At 45.5% G+C, this 17430-nt stretch carries 13 protein-coding genes; 9 read left to right on the top strand and 4 right to left on the bottom strand.

Features of this window, described 5'->3' with window-relative positions; all coding sequences use genetic code 11:
• Position 1: 1 nt before the first annotated feature.
• Positions 2–1357: a M20/M25/M40 family metallo-hydrolase gene (locus A8C56_RS17665; RefSeq protein WP_067758998.1), complete on the bottom strand. Its 1356-nt coding sequence runs from the start codon at positions 1355–1357 to the stop codon at positions 2–4.
• A gap of 169 nt (positions 1358–1526) precedes the next feature.
• On the opposite strand from A8C56_RS17665, the gene A8C56_RS17660 reads away from it, so the two are divergent.
• From A8C56_RS17660 to A8C56_RS17625, 8 genes are all read left to right on the top strand, one after another.
• Entirely contained in the window at positions 1527–2030 is a 504-nt protein-coding gene (locus A8C56_RS17660) for a low affinity iron permease family protein (RefSeq protein ID WP_067758996.1), read from the top strand.
• 142 nt (positions 2031–2172) lie between these two features.
• Complete coding sequence (locus A8C56_RS17655; RefSeq protein WP_067758994.1) at positions 2173–2616, top strand: MarR family winged helix-turn-helix transcriptional regulator; 444 nt, start codon at positions 2173–2175, stop codon at positions 2614–2616.
• Positions 2617–2678: 62 nt separating this feature from the next.
• Positions 2679–4277, top strand: coding sequence for an MFS transporter (locus A8C56_RS17650; RefSeq protein ID WP_067758992.1), 1599 nt, complete (start codon positions 2679–2681; stop codon positions 4275–4277).
• An 11-nt stretch (positions 4278–4288) separates the two neighbouring features.
• Positions 4289–5647 (top strand): TolC family protein, encoded by a 1359-nt coding sequence (locus A8C56_RS17645; RefSeq protein ID WP_169818794.1) that lies wholly within the window; start codon positions 4289–4291, stop codon positions 5645–5647.
• Between the two features lie 30 nt (positions 5648–5677).
• The gene (locus tag A8C56_RS17640) at positions 5678–6724 is read left to right on the top strand and encodes an HlyD family secretion protein (protein WP_067758986.1); all 1047 of its coding nucleotides are present in this window, start codon (positions 5678–5680) and stop codon (positions 6722–6724) included.
• A gap of 411 nt (positions 6725–7135) precedes the next feature.
• Positions 7136–9019, top strand: coding sequence for a sulfatase family protein (locus A8C56_RS17635; RefSeq protein WP_245645563.1), 1884 nt, complete (start codon positions 7136–7138; stop codon positions 9017–9019).
• Between the two features lie 366 nt (positions 9020–9385).
• Positions 9386–11785 (top strand): glycosyltransferase, encoded by a 2400-nt coding sequence (locus tag A8C56_RS17630; RefSeq protein ID WP_084490263.1) that lies wholly within the window; start codon positions 9386–9388, stop codon positions 11783–11785.
• A 59-nt stretch (positions 11786–11844) separates the two neighbouring features.
• On the top strand, positions 11845–13305 hold the full coding sequence (locus A8C56_RS17625) for a glycoside hydrolase family 130 protein (protein WP_067758977.1): 1461 nt from the start codon (positions 11845–11847) through the stop codon (positions 13303–13305).
• Positions 13306–13339: 34 nt separating this feature from the next.
• Here the strand turns inward: A8C56_RS17625 and A8C56_RS17620 are convergent, their stop codons facing one another.
• The gene (locus A8C56_RS17620; RefSeq protein WP_067758974.1) at positions 13340–14362 is read right to left on the bottom strand and encodes a glycosyltransferase family 4 protein; all 1023 of its coding nucleotides are present in this window, start codon (positions 14360–14362) and stop codon (positions 13340–13342) included.
• Between the two features lie 279 nt (positions 14363–14641).
• Here A8C56_RS17620 and A8C56_RS17615 point away from each other — a divergent pair, with 279 nt between their 5' ends.
• On the top strand, positions 14642–15097 hold the full coding sequence (locus tag A8C56_RS17615) for an Hsp20/alpha crystallin family protein (protein ID WP_067758971.1): 456 nt from the start codon (positions 14642–14644) through the stop codon (positions 15095–15097).
• A 361-nt stretch (positions 15098–15458) separates the two neighbouring features.
• Here the strand turns inward: A8C56_RS17615 and lgt are convergent, their stop codons facing one another.
• The gene (lgt, locus tag A8C56_RS17610) at positions 15459–16289 is read right to left on the bottom strand and encodes a prolipoprotein diacylglyceryl transferase (RefSeq protein WP_067758968.1); all 831 of its coding nucleotides are present in this window, start codon (positions 16287–16289) and stop codon (positions 15459–15461) included.
• 50 nt (positions 16290–16339) lie between these two features.
• Complete coding sequence (locus A8C56_RS17605; RefSeq protein ID WP_067762212.1) at positions 16340–17362, bottom strand: CobW family GTP-binding protein; 1023 nt, start codon at positions 17360–17362, stop codon at positions 16340–16342.
• Between the last annotated feature and the right edge of the window lie 68 nt (positions 17363–17430).

Below are 17430 nucleotides of genomic sequence, written 5' to 3'. Positions count from 1 at the left end.
TTTATTTTTTGGAGGGTAGTCCCACCACTGCGGGCAGGCTTTCATTGCCTGCCCCGTTAACGGATTGTACTGCAAAAAAATAGTTGTCTTTTGAAAAAGGAACGGTTATAGAATTTTCTTTTGTAAAGATCTTTTTTTGCCAGACCGGGCTGCTGGTTTCCCGCATCAGGAGATAATAACCATCGGCAGTCGTTACGGGGGCATCCCATTTTACGGTTGTTGAGTTCTCCAGTCCTTTCATTACATAATACACATTTTGTGGAATTGCCGGTGCTTTTGCCAGGTTGGCTAATGTAGCAAGGTTTAAGGCTGTATTTTTTCTCAGGTATTCAAAGTCCATCCATTCCGGGAGGTCGCCGTACTGAGTGCCGTTTTCTGTACGGATATCCTGGTGCTGGTGCTCAAAGTTCTCATTCATTTCCGTAATACGAATGGCGGTATACCCTTTTTCAACAAAAGGGTTATGATCGCCACCTCTTAAGAACCGGTCATTTCTGTAGATCAGATTTACTTTCATATTGTCTACATACCGCTCGCCGGTTTCTTTGAAATAGCGCGCCAGTTGCCGGGGCGCCCCGTCATTTTCCAGTCCGTAAGAGTGGATCTTTGCTGCTGCTTCCGGGGTAAGTTTTGCCGGAATGCCTTCACTAAAAACGCGCACTTCCGTATTGCTGATAATATGGGTTTCATTACTGTTATTGCTGCCAATAATATCATTGTTCAGCAATGCTTCCAGCTGCCAGTTTTGAGCAGTAACCCTGTCTGAAAGGAACTTTGCACCCAGAAGCCCCTGTTCCTCACCTGAAGTAGCCACAAAAACAATGGTTGCAGGAAAAGGTTGCCGGCTCAGGATGCGTACGCATTCAATAAGCGCAGCTACGCCGCTTCCGTTATCATTAGCACCGGGCGCTGTTCCGGCACGGTCCATAACATCAGTACGGCGGGTATCCAGGTGAGCGGTCATCATAAAAACGCGCCTGTCTTCAGAATGTGTGCCTTTCAATACTGCAACTACATTGCCCAATAGTATCGTCCGATCTACTCTTTTACCATCAGGTGCATAGCTGATCGTATCAATATAGGTTGTTAAACGCCCGCCCGCATTTTTTGCAAATTGCTGAAACCGGCCCAATACCCATTTCCGGGCTGCGCCAATTCCTTCATCAGGTTTATTCTGAACGCTGAGGGTATGCCTGGTGTTAAAATGCACCAGGGAAGTGATGTAGGATCTTAATGAGTCGGCAGAAACCCCGGATACCATTTTTTCAATAACCGGGTCTTTTTGAATGATGATCTGAGCCCGGGTGGGAAAGACTAAGTAAACAGACAGCCACAGCAGCGCGGTTCTTTTTTTCATACCCTGTAGAATTAAGTACCAAAAATAATAAAAAGCGTAAACACTGAAACATCCGGTCCCTTGTGCAGGGGGACTGGTATTAACAATAGCTGGCACAAAAAATGCCCTGTTCTTTTTTATTTGGTATCTTTCTGGTCTCTATCTTTTCATGCTTAAATAACTATTCCTCATGCAAAAAAATGCTTCTGTTCCTTTTTTTGAACGATTTGCCAACAAGGTAACACAGGCCACCGGTTCTTCCCTGGCTTTTATAATTGCAGCACTGCTGATCGTGATCTGGGCAGCAACCGGCCCTTTATTTCATTATTCAGAAACCTGGCAACTGGTGGTCAATACCGGAACTACTATTGTCACTTTCCTGATGGTATTCCTGATCCAGAAATCCCAGAACAAAGATTCAAAGGCCATTCAATTAAAACTGAATGAGCTGATTGCAGCTACCAAAGGTGCCAGTAACCGCCTGGTAGATGCGGAAGATCTGAATGAGGACAAGCTGGATGAGCTTCATAAACTTTATGTGAAGATAGCGGAACTGACGGCAGCGAAAAGGGATGAAGCGGCTGCCGAAACTGTTAAAAAGGAAGTTGATAAGGACGCTGATGTTATTGAAGGCCGGATAAAAGATATCAAAAAGCAGATGGATGGTCTGAAAGGCACCTCACCAAAACTGTAATGGACATTATAATTCAATATTCTGGCGTTATTGGAGCGCAAGGCGCTTTTTAACGGGAGGTTGCTTTTGCTGTATATTCCGGGCTTAAAATAAAATTAGTTTCCTATTAAACTAATTTATACCTTTGCATAAAGTTTAGGATATGAAAGAATCGGAGATACTGAATAACCTCAGCAGGGCGATCAGCAGGAAGATCGGGAAGCTTAATAGTGTCATCCGCACAAAATTAACCGCGGAGTTCAATGCGCAGGGGTTGGACCTTACAGCTGAAATGTATTCGGTGCTCCGTTGCCTCTGGGAAAAGAACGGGGTGAACCAGCAGGAACTGGCAGAGATGTCCTATAAGGAAAAAGCCAATTTAACCAAGCTGATTGATCATCTGGAGCGGCGCGGGCTGGTGTACCGGGAAATGAACCAGGCAGATAAAAGGAATAAGCTGATCTTCTTGACCCCCAGGGCCAATGCTATAAAAGGAAAAGTGTTGAGAATTGCGCAGAAATCTGTTCTGGTGCCGGAAAGCAATATTCCCGAACAAAAACTGCGGATAGCGAGAGAAGTACTGGATACATTGTTGGAGCAATATTGATTTTTTTTTCAATAGTTAACTGGTTAACTATTTCCTGTTTAACTAATAATTCAAAGAGTGCTATGAACTCATCTGTTTTTCATAACTGGGTGCCCAAATGGAGCCGGGACGTAAATATTTTCATACTGCTATGCTCCCAGATTCTTGTAAGCGGTATTTCGTCTTACTCTATTCTTTCCATTACTGCCTACCTGGGTGATGAAAAAGATTTTATCCAGTTTGCCTATTATGGTGGCTCAATAGCCGGGGCTGCCATATTTCCTGTCATTACCCGTTTTCAGCGTTATTTCCGGCAAAAAAAATTGTTGCTGACCGGAATAACGGCAGAAATCGTATTGTCTGTGCTGGCGCCCCTTATCATCAATGATAACCTGCTTTTTATGAATAATTTTTTGCTGTCCAGCGTAAAAATCATTTGCCTGATGGATTGTATCAGCATCTTCCTGGCACGCTTTAATCCCACCAACAGCAGGGGATTATTGTATGGCATGTATTACGGCCTCTCGTACCCTATTACACAGGTAAGCACTTATATTACTGCTGTCATCCTGTTGCAGCACCCCTGGAAATATACGTTTATCGTCTCATTGCCCGGGCTCTGCCTGAGCTGGCTCATTGTACGGTTTCTGATGCACGGAAAAAGAAAAGCACGGAAGTACCCCTTATACCAGGTAGACTGGATCGGGTATGCCCTTGTGGTGCTGGCGGGTTTGTCCCTGTCCTATGGTTGTATTTACGGGGAGCGCCTGCGCTGGCTGGAAAGCAACGAAATAAAAACGGCCTTTACCATTGCGGTAATTGCTATTCTTATGTGGGCCGTGCGGATGCTCAGCGCTAAGCGCCCGTATGTAGATTTGCGGGTGCTTCAGAAATACAGTCATGCTTTATTAGGCGTTAGTATGATGATCCTGTTGTTTTTTATTTACAACACCTTCAGCATCTCCACGGAGTTCATGCGCACGGTGCTGGGGTATGATAATAAATATACGGCCACCTCTAACCTGTTTATGGCAGTAGCTTATGCGGTGTGTATACCGCTGACGGGTATATGGCTGCACCGGCGGCATAAGGCAAGGGGTCCGTTGTTTCTGGGATTTTCTCTTTTTGCCCTGTATTATTTTATCACAGCCCATATCCTTTACCCGGAAGAAAATACAAATGCCTTTTTCATACCTATGATGTTGTCTGCGGCTGCATTTGGAATTACCATTACATCATTGTCCTATTATGCTTCGGTGAATATACCGGTACAGGACAACCGGTCGCGCGCTTTCTTTTCTATTTCTTTCCGGTCGGTGCTGGCAGCGCCGTTTAGCTCGGCCTTCTGGTTAGACCGGTATAACCAGGCCAAGCAAAACCACTATACCTATATCTCCGCCCAGTACACGCCGGATGATCCGCGTTTCCAGTCCCTGTGGCAGGGAATGCTGAAGTCCCTTTCCTCATCAGGACATGATGCTGCAACGGCTCCCGGGCTGGCAGCGGCTTCCGTGCATGCAGGCATTTATAAACAAAGTATCATACTGGCAGCGCAGGACATCTATTATGTTCTGGCAGCAGTAAGTCTTTGCGTGGCCATTGCAGTCCTTTTCTTTAAGGTATTTAACGTTCATTATGAAAAAGCAAAGAATCAATATTCTTTAACAACTTTTAAAGGTTAATGATGCAAAAAATGATCCGTTATCAATTGCTGTTGGCAGGGTTCTTTTTTACGGTATCCTGCTGTATAGCCCAACAATCAGGGGCCCAGTCATCCGTTGTTACTATAGACTCTTTGTTCCGTTTAACAGAGCAGAACCACAAGAAGCTGCAATACGCAAAAGACCTGATTCACGTGGCAGCCATAAATACGGCAATTGCCCGGCAGGAGCGGCTTCCGGAAGCAGGGGCAGAGGGCTCGCTGGGATATCTTTCCAATGCGCATGTATGGGATAACCGGTTTAATTATATGGAAACGATCGGTCTTCCCCACATCAGCAATGCGCTTTCTGTTGAGGCCGGGTGGACGGTGTTTAAGGGAAAAGCCATTACGGAAAACATTGAAAAAGCAAAGTTGCAGGAACTGGTGGCGCAACTGGATTATCAAAAAAATAAAGCAGATATCCAGCTGCTGATACTGGCTAAATATCTTGACCTGCTGACTTTGTATAACCAGAAAAAAGTGTACGAGCAGAACCTGGCGTTGGCACAGGTCCGGATGAAAAATGCAGAAGCACTTTACAGGGAAGGAATGGTTACCCATAATGATATTGTGCGCAATCAGCTGCAGATCACCAACCTGAACCTGAATGTGAAAGAGCTGGCCAACAGTATAGATATCACCAATCATGAGCTGACGCAAACATTAGGATTGCCGGAGGGTACGGTTATCCAGGTAGATACAATGCTTTATCATTTCGGGGAACTTCATAGAACGGATAGCCCTGCAGAACAGCTCAATATTACAGGAATGCCTGAAATGCAGTTGGCAAAGCTTCAAAAAGAGATCGCGGAAAAAGACCTTAAACTTACCAGGGCTGAAAAGCTGCCCGTTATTTCATTATATGCCTCCGATGGGGTCAGCAGGCCTTTTCTTTACTCTATACCACCTTTGGATATCTATATGCATTATGCTTCGGCAGGTATAAAGTTGAAATACAATATTTCTTCCCTCTATAAGCTGGGCCGCCATATCCAGAAAGCAGATCTGGAAACCCGCCTTGCAGCACTGAACCAGGAAACGGTGCAGGAAACAATGGACGTGCAACTACATGAAGCCGGGGTAAAATATAAAGAGAGCATTGAAAAATGGGAGTCATCAAAAGAAAGCTATGCGCTTGCAAAAGATAATTACAACATAATGCTGCAGAAATACATCAACCGCCTGGCAATTATGACAGATATGGTGGATGCCAGCACCGCCCTGCTATCAGCCCAGCTGCAACTGAGCAATGCCCAGGTAAATATTGTATACCAGTATTATCGCTTACTAAAACAATCCGGAAACTGGCCTTCATTGCAGGGAAAGACGGCTGCTTTTACCAATGAATAATTTTATTTTTATACTATAAAGAACTGAATCATGCCTGTTGCAAAAGAAAAAAGCGGCAAAAGAACAAAGATCATTTACAATATTATTTACGGTCTTATTTTAACGGCTCTTATTGTTTGGGGATTGATCACCTATTTTCATATCAATGATAAAGTGTATACGGATGATGCACAGGTAGAAGAAAACGTAAATCCTGTAAACGCCCGGATCTCCGGGTATCTGAAAGAGATTCGTTTTGAGGAGCACCAGCCGGTGAAGAAAGGAGACACTCTTGCTGTGATTGATGACGCGGAATACAGGATCCAGCTGGATAAGGCCGTTGCCAATCTTGCCGCAGCCAGGGCCGGAAAAACAGTGGTTCAGTCAGACGTGGATGTTGCACAGGCAGGCACCAGCATTTCTGAAGCAAACCTGGCAGAGTTAAAGGCCCGGCTGGATAATCAGGAAGTGAATTTAAAACGATATGCGAACCTGCTAAAAGAAGATGTGGTATCTCAATACCAGTATGACCAGGTAAAAACCGAATATGATGCCATGAAGGCAAAATACCAGTCTTTACTGAGCCAGTACCGCTCTACCCAACTTACTTCTACCGCGACTTCCAGGAAAATAAATGTATCAGAGGCAGATATCGCCCTTGCTCAGGCGGCCATTGCCCAGGCAAAGCTGAATCTTTCTTATTGTTATATTGTTGCGCCCTATGATGGTGTTATGGGCCGGCGTAAAATAGCCACGGGCCAGTTAATAAGCGTTGGTCAGATCTTAGGAACAATTGTTCAGTCCGGGGAAAAATGGGTAACTGCTAATTATACGGAAAGCCAGATCTCTAAAATAAAGCAGGGCCAGTTGCTGCAGTTGCGTATTGATGCGTTGCCCGGGAAAAGATTTGAAGGAAGGGTAACAGCTATCTCAGAAGCGACCGGAAGCCGGTACTCCGCTGTACCGGTAGATAATTCCACCGGCAATTTTGTAAAAGTGCAGCAACGCATTCCGGTACGCATTGAATTTACGGAAAAAAATAATTCGGCAGACCTCGCTTTGGTAAAAGCGGGCATGAACGTGGAGGTGGATCAATAAGTTGGCTTTGGATCGCAACCCTGGTTGCCGGATCCTGAACAGTTGATGGGCGGGCGCTGCACGCATGGCAGCCTGAAATACAGATAATACAGGATCAGGCAGGCTCATGTAGCAAGAGGATCATCGGTGTTATTATGGGTGTGACCAAAAAGTCTGTCTATAGTAGATTGTCGTTCTGAACTTGTTTCAGAATCTATTGACAGGCAATCGCTATTTTAGATGCTAAATTCAGCATGACAAAAGGGACTTTTTGGTCGGCCCCAATGCTGCCGGTATTGATAAGGCTTTTGCAGCGGGTAAGACAAAAGAGCGATAAAATGATACGATTGTATAGGTTATTGTGTGTAAATTGCCTGTACTGATTGATACCGTTATGACCTTATGGGCTAACGACCTTAAAATGGATAAAAGATGAGATGTTTTGCAAACGTCTGCTTGTCAGAATACCCCTTCAGGCAAATGATGATCAGGATTATTGCAATGTTGGGTTGCTGTTTGAGTGCCGTCCTTTCTGCTGCACAGAAAAAGCCCAGCATCATCTTGTTTATTGCTGATGACCTGAACCAGCAGGACGTAGGATGCTATGGCAACAAAGATGTTCAGACACCTAATATGGACCTGCTGGCAGCGCAGGGCATGCGCTTTACCAGGGCCTATGCCGCATCTCCGATGTGCACACCTTCCAGGAGCGCGATCTTCACAGGGCTCTATCCTTTTAGAAACGGATGCCAGATGAATCATTTTACCGTGCGCCCCGGAGTGCCCAACCTGCCGGATTTTTTAAAAAGCCTGGGGTACCGAGTGGTCATTTCCGGTAAAATTGATGTAAGCCCCCGGGATAATTTTCCGTTTGAAGTAACTGGTGAGGAGTTTGGCAGGTACGAGCCTATAGAAAACAGGATAGACCGGAAAAAAGAAACCGTGCGCATGATACGGGAGCATTTCCAATCGCGCCCACAGCAGCCCATCTGTTTAATCGTAGCGCCATGGCTTCCGCATGTGCCCTGGTTCCCCCACAAAGATTTTGATCCGCAAAAAATGAAGATGCCTTCGTACCTGGCAGATACAAAGGAAACGCGTGGTGCGCTTGCTTCCTATTACCAGAGCATCCGTGCCGCAGACAAAATGTTAGGAGAAGTGCTGCAGGCTGTTGACCAGGCGGGGCAGACCAATAATACCGTACTAATGTTAACTGCCGACCAGGGCGCCCAGTTCCCTTCCGCAAAATGGACGGTATATGATAAAGGGCTCAGAGTGCCGCTGGTGGTACGCTGGCCAGGTCACGTGCCTTCCGGTGCTGTATCTGATGCGTTGGTTTCGCTGGCAGATCTTACGCCAACGTTTATAGATATTGGCGGAGGCGCGCCTGTTGACAGTCTTGATGGAAGCTCTTTCAAGGACGTGCTGGTCAAAAATAAAAAACAGCATCATGCTTATATTTTCGCAGAAACCTCTGTAGAACCGCATTACTGGTATAATTATACTCCGGCGCGTTCCGTTATTACGGCTGATGGATGGCATTATATTAAAAATTATCATCCAGGCGAGCGCTTTATTACCCATATTGATAAGGTGGAGCGGAATGAGTTCTATTTTGATTCCTGGGTCGAAGATGCCCGGCAAAACAGCCATACTAAATTTTTGCTGAACCGGTATAGCTATCGCCCTCCTGAGGAACTGTTTAATGTAAACCGGGATCGGGAAGAGTTTCAAAACCTGGCTGATGTCCCGGCCTTTAAAGACATTCTGAAAGAAAAGCGCGCATTATTGAAAAAGGAATTACTGAAGCAGGGAGAAACTGATGAAATGATACTGGAAGGCCCTTTACCGGAGTTTGCTGATAAAAGCTATACGATCAGGCAAAATAAAAGTGCTTCCGGTCTTTCCTTTAATAAGAAATTGTGGAATCCGGACACGCTCTATATTGCGGCTTACCTGGAGGGTATAGACAAAGGAGGTGTTGTTTGTGATTACTTTAATAATTTTAAGCTGTTTGCTTATGCGGGAAAGATTGGCGTACTGCTTGCAGACAGCAGCATATGGGAAAGCGCCTCACTCCCATCCGGCAGCGGGCATTTAGTATTACGGCTTTCTGCGCAGGGCGATCTGGATATTCAGTTTGATCATAAAATGGTATTGAGCAGGAAACTGAATAAGGATCTTACCAAAATAAAAGCAGGATATGTAACCTGCGGAAAGTTACAGGGAAAGGAAGCTGCCGGCAGGCTGCAAAGTTACCAGGGCAAAATAAGCGATCTTAGATTTATCATGAATGAATTGTCCGGGAACCCATAACCTTGATTTTTATATTTTATTGAGACAAGAAATTTTGTCAGTCCTAAATAGAATTGGCACTGTGGTTGATGTTTATTCCATCAAACAAACTGTGTTTTTAATTGTTATATGTTTCGCAGCCGGTTTCGCAAATGTAAAGGAAAATTCATGATTGGCATCTGGCTGTAAAATTACTGCTGTTCCGGAATACGGAACAAAGCGTCCAAAATGATTTCTGTTTGATTTTCAAACAGAAATCCATCTGCTTTAAACCAACCGGCTGCTTACCTGCCGGAAATGGCAGGATAAACCGGTGGTCATAGCATTTATAATTTGTATTGTGATTATTTAAATAATGAGTTGTAAACTTTTAAAAATAATTGAACAATGCGAGTGCTTGAAAACCCATTCTCAAAAATTGATCTCCTGTTTCGTAAAGGAGAGAGCAGACCTCTGAAACCAGGCGTTGTTACATCAGATCCTGTAAGGTTCGACGGTTATGATGTAAAAGAGCCGTCCCATAATCATATCTGGATGCTGACGTCTTACCCGCCGCGGGAATGTGGCATTGCTACGTTTTCTATGGACCTGAAGCAGGCAGTGGAACGGATGTTCGGCAGTTCAGTGCAATTCAGGATTGCTGCCATTGATGACGGTAAACAACACACTTATCCCCGGGAAGTAGCCTTTGTATTTGACAGCCACGAACCAACAGATTACCAGCAGCTTGCTGTGCAGATTAATAATGACCCTTATGCACGGGCACTGATTCTGCAACATGAATTCGGGCTGTTTGATAACCGCCGCCATACAGATTTTATCAGCATGCTTCGATCCATCAATAAACCCGTGGTTCTGGTAATGCATACAGTGCTGCCTGCCCCCGATGCGCTGCTGAAAGAAAAAGTCAGTGCGCTGGCAAAGTTTGTAGACCGCGTAATTGTCATGACAAAGCATTCAGCTGGCCTGTTGCAAACAACGTATGGAATTAATACATCCAAAATAGCAGTGATTCCACATGGCACGCATCTGATCCAGCCGCAACCAAAAGAGGTACTGAAAGAAAAATATGGATTACAGCATAGGACAGTACTGAGCACCTTTGGCCTGATCAGCAGGAATAAAAATATTGAAACATCGCTGAAGGCGTTGCGCACCATCGTACAAAAATATCCTGAAGTGATCTTTCTGGTATTGGGGCGCACCCATCCCTGCGTGGTGAAGGCAGAGGGTGAATCATACAGGGAAGAGCTCTTGCAACTGGTGCAGGACTATCACCTGGAGAACCATGTACGGTTTGTGAACCGCTACCTTACACTGGAAGAAATGCTGGAGTACCTGCAGGCTACAGATATTTATTTGTTTACTTCTAAAGACCCGGTACAGGCTGTAAGCGGCACCTTCTCTTATGCCCTCAGCGCAGGCTGCGCTATTGTATCCACGCCCATTCCCCATGCCAGTGAACTGCTGGAAAACGGTAGCGGACTGCTCTTTGATTTTGAAAACGCAGATTCCCTGGCTGCGCAGGTATTGCGTTACCTGGATGATCCGGAATTCAGGAAAAGCCTTAGCGGGAAAGCAATGGAAACAATGGCCAGTACAGCCTGGGAAAACGTTGCCAACCGCTACATGGCCCTGCTGGAGATATTGCAGCAACAGCCGGTCCTGTTCCCTTATGCGCTGCCACCCGTTCAGATGGCGCATCTTAAAAAAATGACCACTGACAGAGGAATGGTTCAGTTTGCGCATTTGCAGGAGCCGGATCTTTCTTCCGGGTATACCCTGGATGATAATGCCCGGGCACTGATAGCAGTAAGTATGCTGTATCAGCAGATTCCCGCTGATGAACTGCTGAAACTGATGAACCGCTATCTTAATTTTATTAAGGATTGTCAGCTGGCTGATGGCCGGTTCTTAAACTACAGGAATGAGACCGGTGCCTTTACAGAGGAAAATGAGCAGGTAAACCTGGAAGATGCCAACGGGCGTGCCGTATGGGCATTGGGTTATGTAGCCGGTATGAAGCAGGTGCTGCCGGATGCATCTGTTTGCCTGGCAACAGCATTACTGGAAAAAACGTTTCCGAAGCTGGAGCTGATGCAATCGCCGCGGGCAATCGCTTTCTCAATAAAGGGATTGTTTTATTATACCCAGGGCGATCCGTCTTATAAACTGTTATGGCTTTTTGAGCACCTGGGCGAAAAGCTGGTGCGCTCATACCAGTTGCATGCCGATAAAAAATGGCATTGGTTTGAGCCTTATTTAACATATGCAAACAGTGTGTTGCCGGAGGCGTTGCTCATGGCATACCGGGCTACAAAACGGCCCTTGTATAAAAGCATCGCAAAAGAAAGCTTCGACTTTCTGCTGTCAAAGATTTTTGCGGGCGGACAGATACAGGTCATTTCCAATAAAGGCTGGCTGCATAAGGATGCAGAAGCTGCGCGGTATGGAGAACAGCCGATAGATGTAGCCTATACCATCGTGGCATTGGATCAGTTCTATGCAGTATACAAAGAGGAGCGCTATGCGCAGAAAATAAGGCAGGCGTATGAATGGTTCCTGGGGCGCAATCATCTGAACCGGATCATTTATAATCCCGCTACGGGTGGTTGCTTTGACGGCCTGGAAGAAAAAGGAGTAAACCTGAACCAGGGAGCCGAATCTACAGTTTGCCACCTGATCGCCCGCTTAACAGCAGCGCCTTATTACCGGTATGCCAGCCAGGGCGGCGGCAGCTTTTCATTAATGCAGCAGGATTTTGCGGATATTGCTGCTGCCAATTGATGGCGGGGCTGAAGTGAACGGATCAAAGAGCTGACAGGGCAGCAAAAAAATTGTATAGAATGCAGTTGAATGTTATAAGAAAGGGGCCAGCCATTTACCCGGACAGCAACCGGGTGATCGCTCGGTATTTTTTTCCCGCAGAAGAACGGGCTGCACGGCTGATCAGCCAGGTGATGTCCATGTCTGAAGAGCAGGTGCATGCAACGCTTCATCCCATACTCAGGGAGTTTTCCAATAAGTACAGAAGTGTGACCGCCATTTATAAAAAAAATTATAATAATGTAAAGCACCTTGTTAAAAAGCTGAAGCAGGAGGGAAGCCTGTCTGAGTGGAGAAAGCTGCTGATCGGCGCCTATTTTACTATGGAATATGCGGTTGAATCCGCGGCTCTTTTCAATCCTTCCATTGTGGAAGATCCCGATCAGAGCGGTTTGCAGCAGGGCCAGGTAAGAGTGATCGTAAGTCTGCGGGCTACGGGAGAGGGCCATATTTCTTCCCTGGTTTTCAGAAGGGCTGTTATTACAGAAAATAATGAGATCCTGCTGCAAAGACCAGGAGCTCATGTGGCAGAAGCAGCAGTGATTAAAAACCATATATACCACAAGGAAACCTTTGTCAGTAAGCTGAACGAAATGGGCATTGCCCCGGAATTCTACGAGCTGGTACTGAGCCAGCTTCCGGCTGAATTCATTTATGACCAGATCCGTGAAGTTGTTAAAGCCATGCAGGAAAGGGAAGGATGCTTACTGCTGGAACAAAAAAAAGCCATCGAAGAAATTTTATGGCTGGCAGATTCCTATACTGAGATCAAATTTTCTTTGGATACAGACCTGGCAGAAAGGGTGATCTTCCCTATCTCAAAATTTGAGCGCAACGGTATTGAAGATGCCCGTTTTGTACGGTTTAAAAAGGATACAGGGGAGACAGTTTATTATGGCACCTATACGGCTTATGATGGCTATACAATCCTGCCCAAGCTTATTGAAACAAAAGACTTCTATACATTTAAGATCTTTCCGTTGCACGGAAGCAATGCCATAGGAAAAAACATGGCGCTTTTTCCCCGTAAGATCAACGGCAGGTATGCCATGATCAGCAGGATTGACGGGTTCAGGAATTACCTGATGTATTCCGACAGCCTGAACAGGTGGGAGTATGCCCGGCTATTGCAGGAGCCCGTATACCCCTGGGAGCTGGTGCAGTTGGGCAATGGCGGCTCTCCTGTTGAAACGCCAAGAGGATGGCTGATGATCACTCACGGAGTAGGGCCTGTAAGGAAGTATTGCCTGAGCGCGTGTTTGCTTGATCTTGAGGATCCGGGAAAAATTATTGGGCGTTTAAAAGAGCCGCTGCTGTTGCCTTTTGAACAGGAAAGCGCGGGGTATGTACCTAACGTGGTGTATACCTGCGGGGTATTTGTGCACAATGGTATGCTGATCATTCCTTATTCCATGAGCGATTATGCCAGCTCTTTTGCAACAGTGGATCTGAATGCGCTGCTGGATGAACTTACCGGATAAATCCTGTAAATACCTGATTTTGTTCTGCTGGAACTCAGGGATTTTCCAAGATGGTTTTATATACAGCTATATAATCATCCACCATTTTTTCCTTGCTGAAATTTTTTACAGCCCATTCCCTGCAGTGCCTGCGATGAATGCGTGGCAGATCAGCCACTGCTAGCGCAGCCTCTTCAATATTGCTGACCAGGAAGCCGGTTTTGGCAGGAACAATTAGCTCCGGCATGGAACCCTTGTTAAACGCAATAACAGGTGTACCACAAAACTGGGCTTCAGCAACACTTAGCCCGAACGGCTCATGGAACCGGATGGGATGCAGTAAAGCCGCTGCATGGCCCAGAAGCTGATTGCGCTGGTGCGGGCCTGCAACACCCATATAGAGGATGTCATCCTGGTTGATCCAGGGCGCCACCTTTTCATCAAAGTAGCGTTCATCCTGGATAATGCCGCTGATCAGCAATTGCCAGCCTGCTTTTTTGGCGATCTGGATCGCTTCAAAAGTGCCTTTATCCGGATGGATCCTCCCAAAATATAACAGGTAATTTTCCGGCGTTTCATTAAAGCTGAAATCATGGCTGTCAATTCCGTTATAAACGGTAGCTGTATAAGTAAGCTCCGGATGCCGGTCAGCATTACTGATGGAAACATAATAGTTGTTACCGGTATTGTATTTTTTGTAAACAGGGATGATCCTGAAAGATGAAAAGCCGTGTATGGTGGTTATTACCGGTGTTTTAATAAAGCCTGTATAAGTAAGCGGCAAAAAGTCAAAATGATTATGGATCAGGTCAAAAGTATCAGCCTGCTCCATCAGGTAGCTGATGTGAAGGCACTCTGCTACTTTAGCGTCTGCTTCATTATCTTCTTCATATCCTGCAGGAATGACCGCTTCCAGCCGGCCTTTGGTAAAGGAATCCTGCGTAGCGAACAGGGTAACATCCCATCCTTTTTCAACCAGCCCTTCGGCAATGTTGGAAGCCACCTGTTCCCAGGGGCCATAATGACGGGGAGGGGTTCGCCAGGCTACCGGCGATAAAACGGCAATTTTATAAGACATAGGCTCTGTTAATTTCTTTTATAATATATAAGCTGCAGTATTAGATATGCCCTCAATATTCATGCAAAAACAGTTTTGACAAACAGCGTTGTGCCCGCTATACAAAATGCAGCCGCAACGGATACATCATGTCATAAAAACTGAAAAATTTTCAGAAGAGCTGAAAAAAAATCATTCGTTTTTTTACTGGCAAAGGTTTTGTTTTTATGTATAAAAGGGCTGAAAAAACAGCCCGGAACAGTTTTATTTTATTAACCATTTAAAAAAAAGGAGGTGATTATGTCTCTTATCAAATGGAACGGGAACAAAGAAATGTTACCTGGTTTCTCCGGCTGGTTTGATGATTTCTGGAGCCGTGATCTTTTTAATTGGGGTAATAAAAATTTCTCTTCAACTCAAACAACGTTGCCGTCAGTAAACGTAAAAGAAACGGATGACAATTTTGAAGTAGAGGTTGCAGCGCCAGGAATGGACAAAAATGATTTTCGCGTTACGCTGGATGGAAATCTGCTGACAATTTCTTCGGAAAAGCAGGCAGATAACGAAGAAAAAAATGAAAACTACACCCGCAGAGAGTTCAGCTACCAATCCTTCCAGCGTAGTTTTGAATTACCAAAGGATGTGGTAGATGAAGAAAGCATACAGGCAAAATATGAAAACGGGGTTTTACATTTAACGGTTCCCAAAAAAGAAGAGGCCAAAAGGAAAGCGCCTAAAAAAATAGAAGTTTATTAATTCAGCCGGTTTAAACCGGCAAAATGATGAAGAAGTTGGGTCAATGATCCAACTTTTTTATTATCAGTACTTTGCTTTCGGATGATCCCCCGGGCCTCCGTTTTTAATTTTACGAAAGAAGCATTTTAGTAAACGCTTTATTTATAATGGATGTGTTCAGTACCAAGATACCGGCAGGTCAATTCAGGAAGCTGGGGGAGCAATAAATGTGATCCGTATTACTGCTTTTTTCTTTTTGTCAGCATGCTCCTGATCTCATGAATGATTAGCGGCCGTCATGGATCTGCATCACGTGCCTGCTGTGTGGGGCTTTTGCGAGGCGACTGTTCTGGGCAGCCACAGCTTTAACAACGGCGGACGCCTATGCTCCAAATAATTTTTTTCTTTGAAAAAGTAATATTATCCCGGCTGCAATCAGCGGCAGGCTAAGGAGCTGCCCCATATTGATGAGCATGCCGGCTTCAAAAGCCTCCTGATCGGCCTTAAAGAACTCCAGCAAAAAACGGATCGAGAACAGTATTGTCAGCAACAGGCTAAAGAGCAGCCCTTTTTGTTGTGTTGTTTTTTTTCTGAGAGAATACCGGTATAAGAAGAGAAACAGTGCGAAGTAACAAATGGATTCATAAAGCTGTGCCGGGTGCCTGGGCACCTGATCAACCCGGTCAAACACGAAAGCCCAGGGAACACGCGTTGGCCGTCCGATGATCTCGGAATTAAACAGGTTGCCCAGCCGTATAACTGCACCGGCAAGCGGAATATAAGGAGCAATGGTATCAAGAATAACCATATAGGGAAAATGATATTTCCGGGCATAGATCCAGGCAGACAGCAATATGCCCAATGCGGCTCCGTGACTGGCCAGCCCCTGGTAGCCGGTGAACCGGATGCCCTCCGTTGTGCTGCTCCAGGGAATGAAAATTTCCAGGGGATGGTGGAGGTAATAGCCCGGTTCATAAAATAAACAATGCCCCAGCCGTGCTCCCAGGAACGTGCCAATGACCACGTAGATCAGCAGTTTGTCCAGAACGGCCACAGGTATTTTTTGTTGCAGGAGGCTCTTTTTCAGCAGAAGATAAGCTATGATGATGCCTGCAGCAAACAGGAGCGAATAGTAACGCACACCCAGGCCGCCGATACGGAACAGCTCCGGATCCGGATGCCAGTGAATGTATGAAAAAACAGGACTACCCATATAGATTATTTTTTAAAAGCTGTTTATCGCGTTAACTGAGACAGGCGTATTCAGCTTTGTTTTTTAAGCGGTGCGGCTTTACGGATACACTGTTCAAGGATTTTTTCAAACACGGCTGCTTTTAACCCCTTGCCGATAAATACGATCCTGCTTTTGCGCTCTTCTCCCGGTAGCCAGTCCTTGCCCTCTGTTATTGCCAGGTAATGAGCCACGGATTGCAATATTATCTTTTTATTTCCTGCGTCAATGATGCCTTTTACACGATAAATATTTTCGGATTGGAGGGTCAGCATCAGCATTAAACGGTATTCCAGCTTTTCAACATCAATAGGATCTGCAAATACAAAGCTCAGGGATGTAATATCATGGTGATCATGGTGATGATGGTGTTCATGATGATGCCCGTGATCTGGTGCTGTTTCCGGGGGTGCTGTTGTTGTGGGTTCAGTACGAATAAAACCGGAGATCTCCTGCAACGGATATCCGGATGTTTTATTACCAGTAAGGATTTTTGCAAATGGGTTAATATGCTGTAATAATTTCATTACATCCGATGTTTGTTCCTGTGTGACCCTATCCGTTTTTGTAACCAGTAAAATATCGCTGAAGCTGATCTGCCGGCCGGCTTCTTTTGCCTGGGCCAGGGTGGCCTCTATCAGGCAGGCGTCTGCCACGCCAATGACCCGCTCCAGCCGGTAATACCGGTTAATGGACGGATCGGTTAAAAAGGGCACAGCTACGGTTGCAGGATCCGCAATGCCGGTGGTCTCTATGATCAGTTCATCAAAGGTATTGCCCCGCTGCCACAGTTCCCGCAGCAGGTCATAGAGTTCCTCATTAAGGTTACAGCAAAAGCATCCGTTGCTGAATTCAAAAATATCACTGCCGGCATCAACGATCAGTTCTCCGTCAATACTTTGTTCCCCGAACTCGTTTTCAATAACCAGCAGCTTTTTACCGTTTGCACGATAAAAAGCAATCAACGCGTTCAGAAAGGTTGTTTTTCCCGCGCCAAGAAAACCTGAAACGATGGTAACCGGCTTTGCTGAGGGGTGTATTTTTTGATTGCTCATTATGTTGCTTTTTTTGTTAACAGATACAGTACCTGTAGCAGCGCCGCCGCTCCGGGTGCTGGTGGTAA

This window comes from Niabella ginsenosidivorans (genome assembly GCF_001654455.1).
GTDB classification, from domain to species: Bacteria; Bacteroidota; Bacteroidia; order Chitinophagales; family Chitinophagaceae; genus Niabella; species Niabella ginsenosidivorans.
This window is presented reverse-complemented; position numbering and strand designations above follow the sequence as displayed.

Bases quoted from the DNA above. Each gene is read 5' to 3' on its own strand.
- A8C56_RS17665 (WP_067758998.1), bottom strand. From the start codon at position 1,357: ATGAAAAAAAGAACCGCGCTGCTGTGGCTGTCTGTTTACTTAGTCTTT.
- A8C56_RS17660 (WP_067758996.1), top strand. From the start codon at position 1,527: ATGCAAAAAAATGCTTCTGTTCCTTTTTTTGAACGATTTGCCAACAAG.
- A8C56_RS17655 (WP_067758994.1), top strand. From the start codon at position 2,173: ATGAAAGAATCGGAGATACTGAATAACCTCAGCAGGGCGATCAGCAGG.
- A8C56_RS17650 (WP_067758992.1), top strand. From the start codon at position 2,679: ATGAACTCATCTGTTTTTCATAACTGGGTGCCCAAATGGAGCCGGGAC.
- A8C56_RS17645 (WP_169818794.1), top strand. From the start codon at position 4,289: ATGATCCGTTATCAATTGCTGTTGGCAGGGTTCTTTTTTACGGTATCC.
- A8C56_RS17640 (WP_067758986.1), top strand. From the start codon at position 5,678: ATGCCTGTTGCAAAAGAAAAAAGCGGCAAAAGAACAAAGATCATTTAC.
- A8C56_RS17635 (WP_245645563.1), top strand. From the start codon at position 7,136: ATGAGATGTTTTGCAAACGTCTGCTTGTCAGAATACCCCTTCAGGCAA.
- A8C56_RS17630 (WP_084490263.1), top strand. From the start codon at position 9,386: ATGCGAGTGCTTGAAAACCCATTCTCAAAAATTGATCTCCTGTTTCGT.
- A8C56_RS17625 (WP_067758977.1), top strand. From the start codon at position 11,845: ATGCAGTTGAATGTTATAAGAAAGGGGCCAGCCATTTACCCGGACAGC.
- A8C56_RS17620 (WP_067758974.1), bottom strand. From the start codon at position 14,362: ATGTCTTATAAAATTGCCGTTTTATCGCCGGTAGCCTGGCGAACCCCT.
- A8C56_RS17615 (WP_067758971.1), top strand. From the start codon at position 14,642: ATGTCTCTTATCAAATGGAACGGGAACAAAGAAATGTTACCTGGTTTC.
- lgt (WP_067758968.1), bottom strand. From the start codon at position 16,289: ATGGGTAGTCCTGTTTTTTCATACATTCACTGGCATCCGGATCCGGAG.
- A8C56_RS17605 (WP_067762212.1), bottom strand. From the start codon at position 17,362: ATGAGCAATCAAAAAATACACCCCTCAGCAAAGCCGGTTACCATCGTT.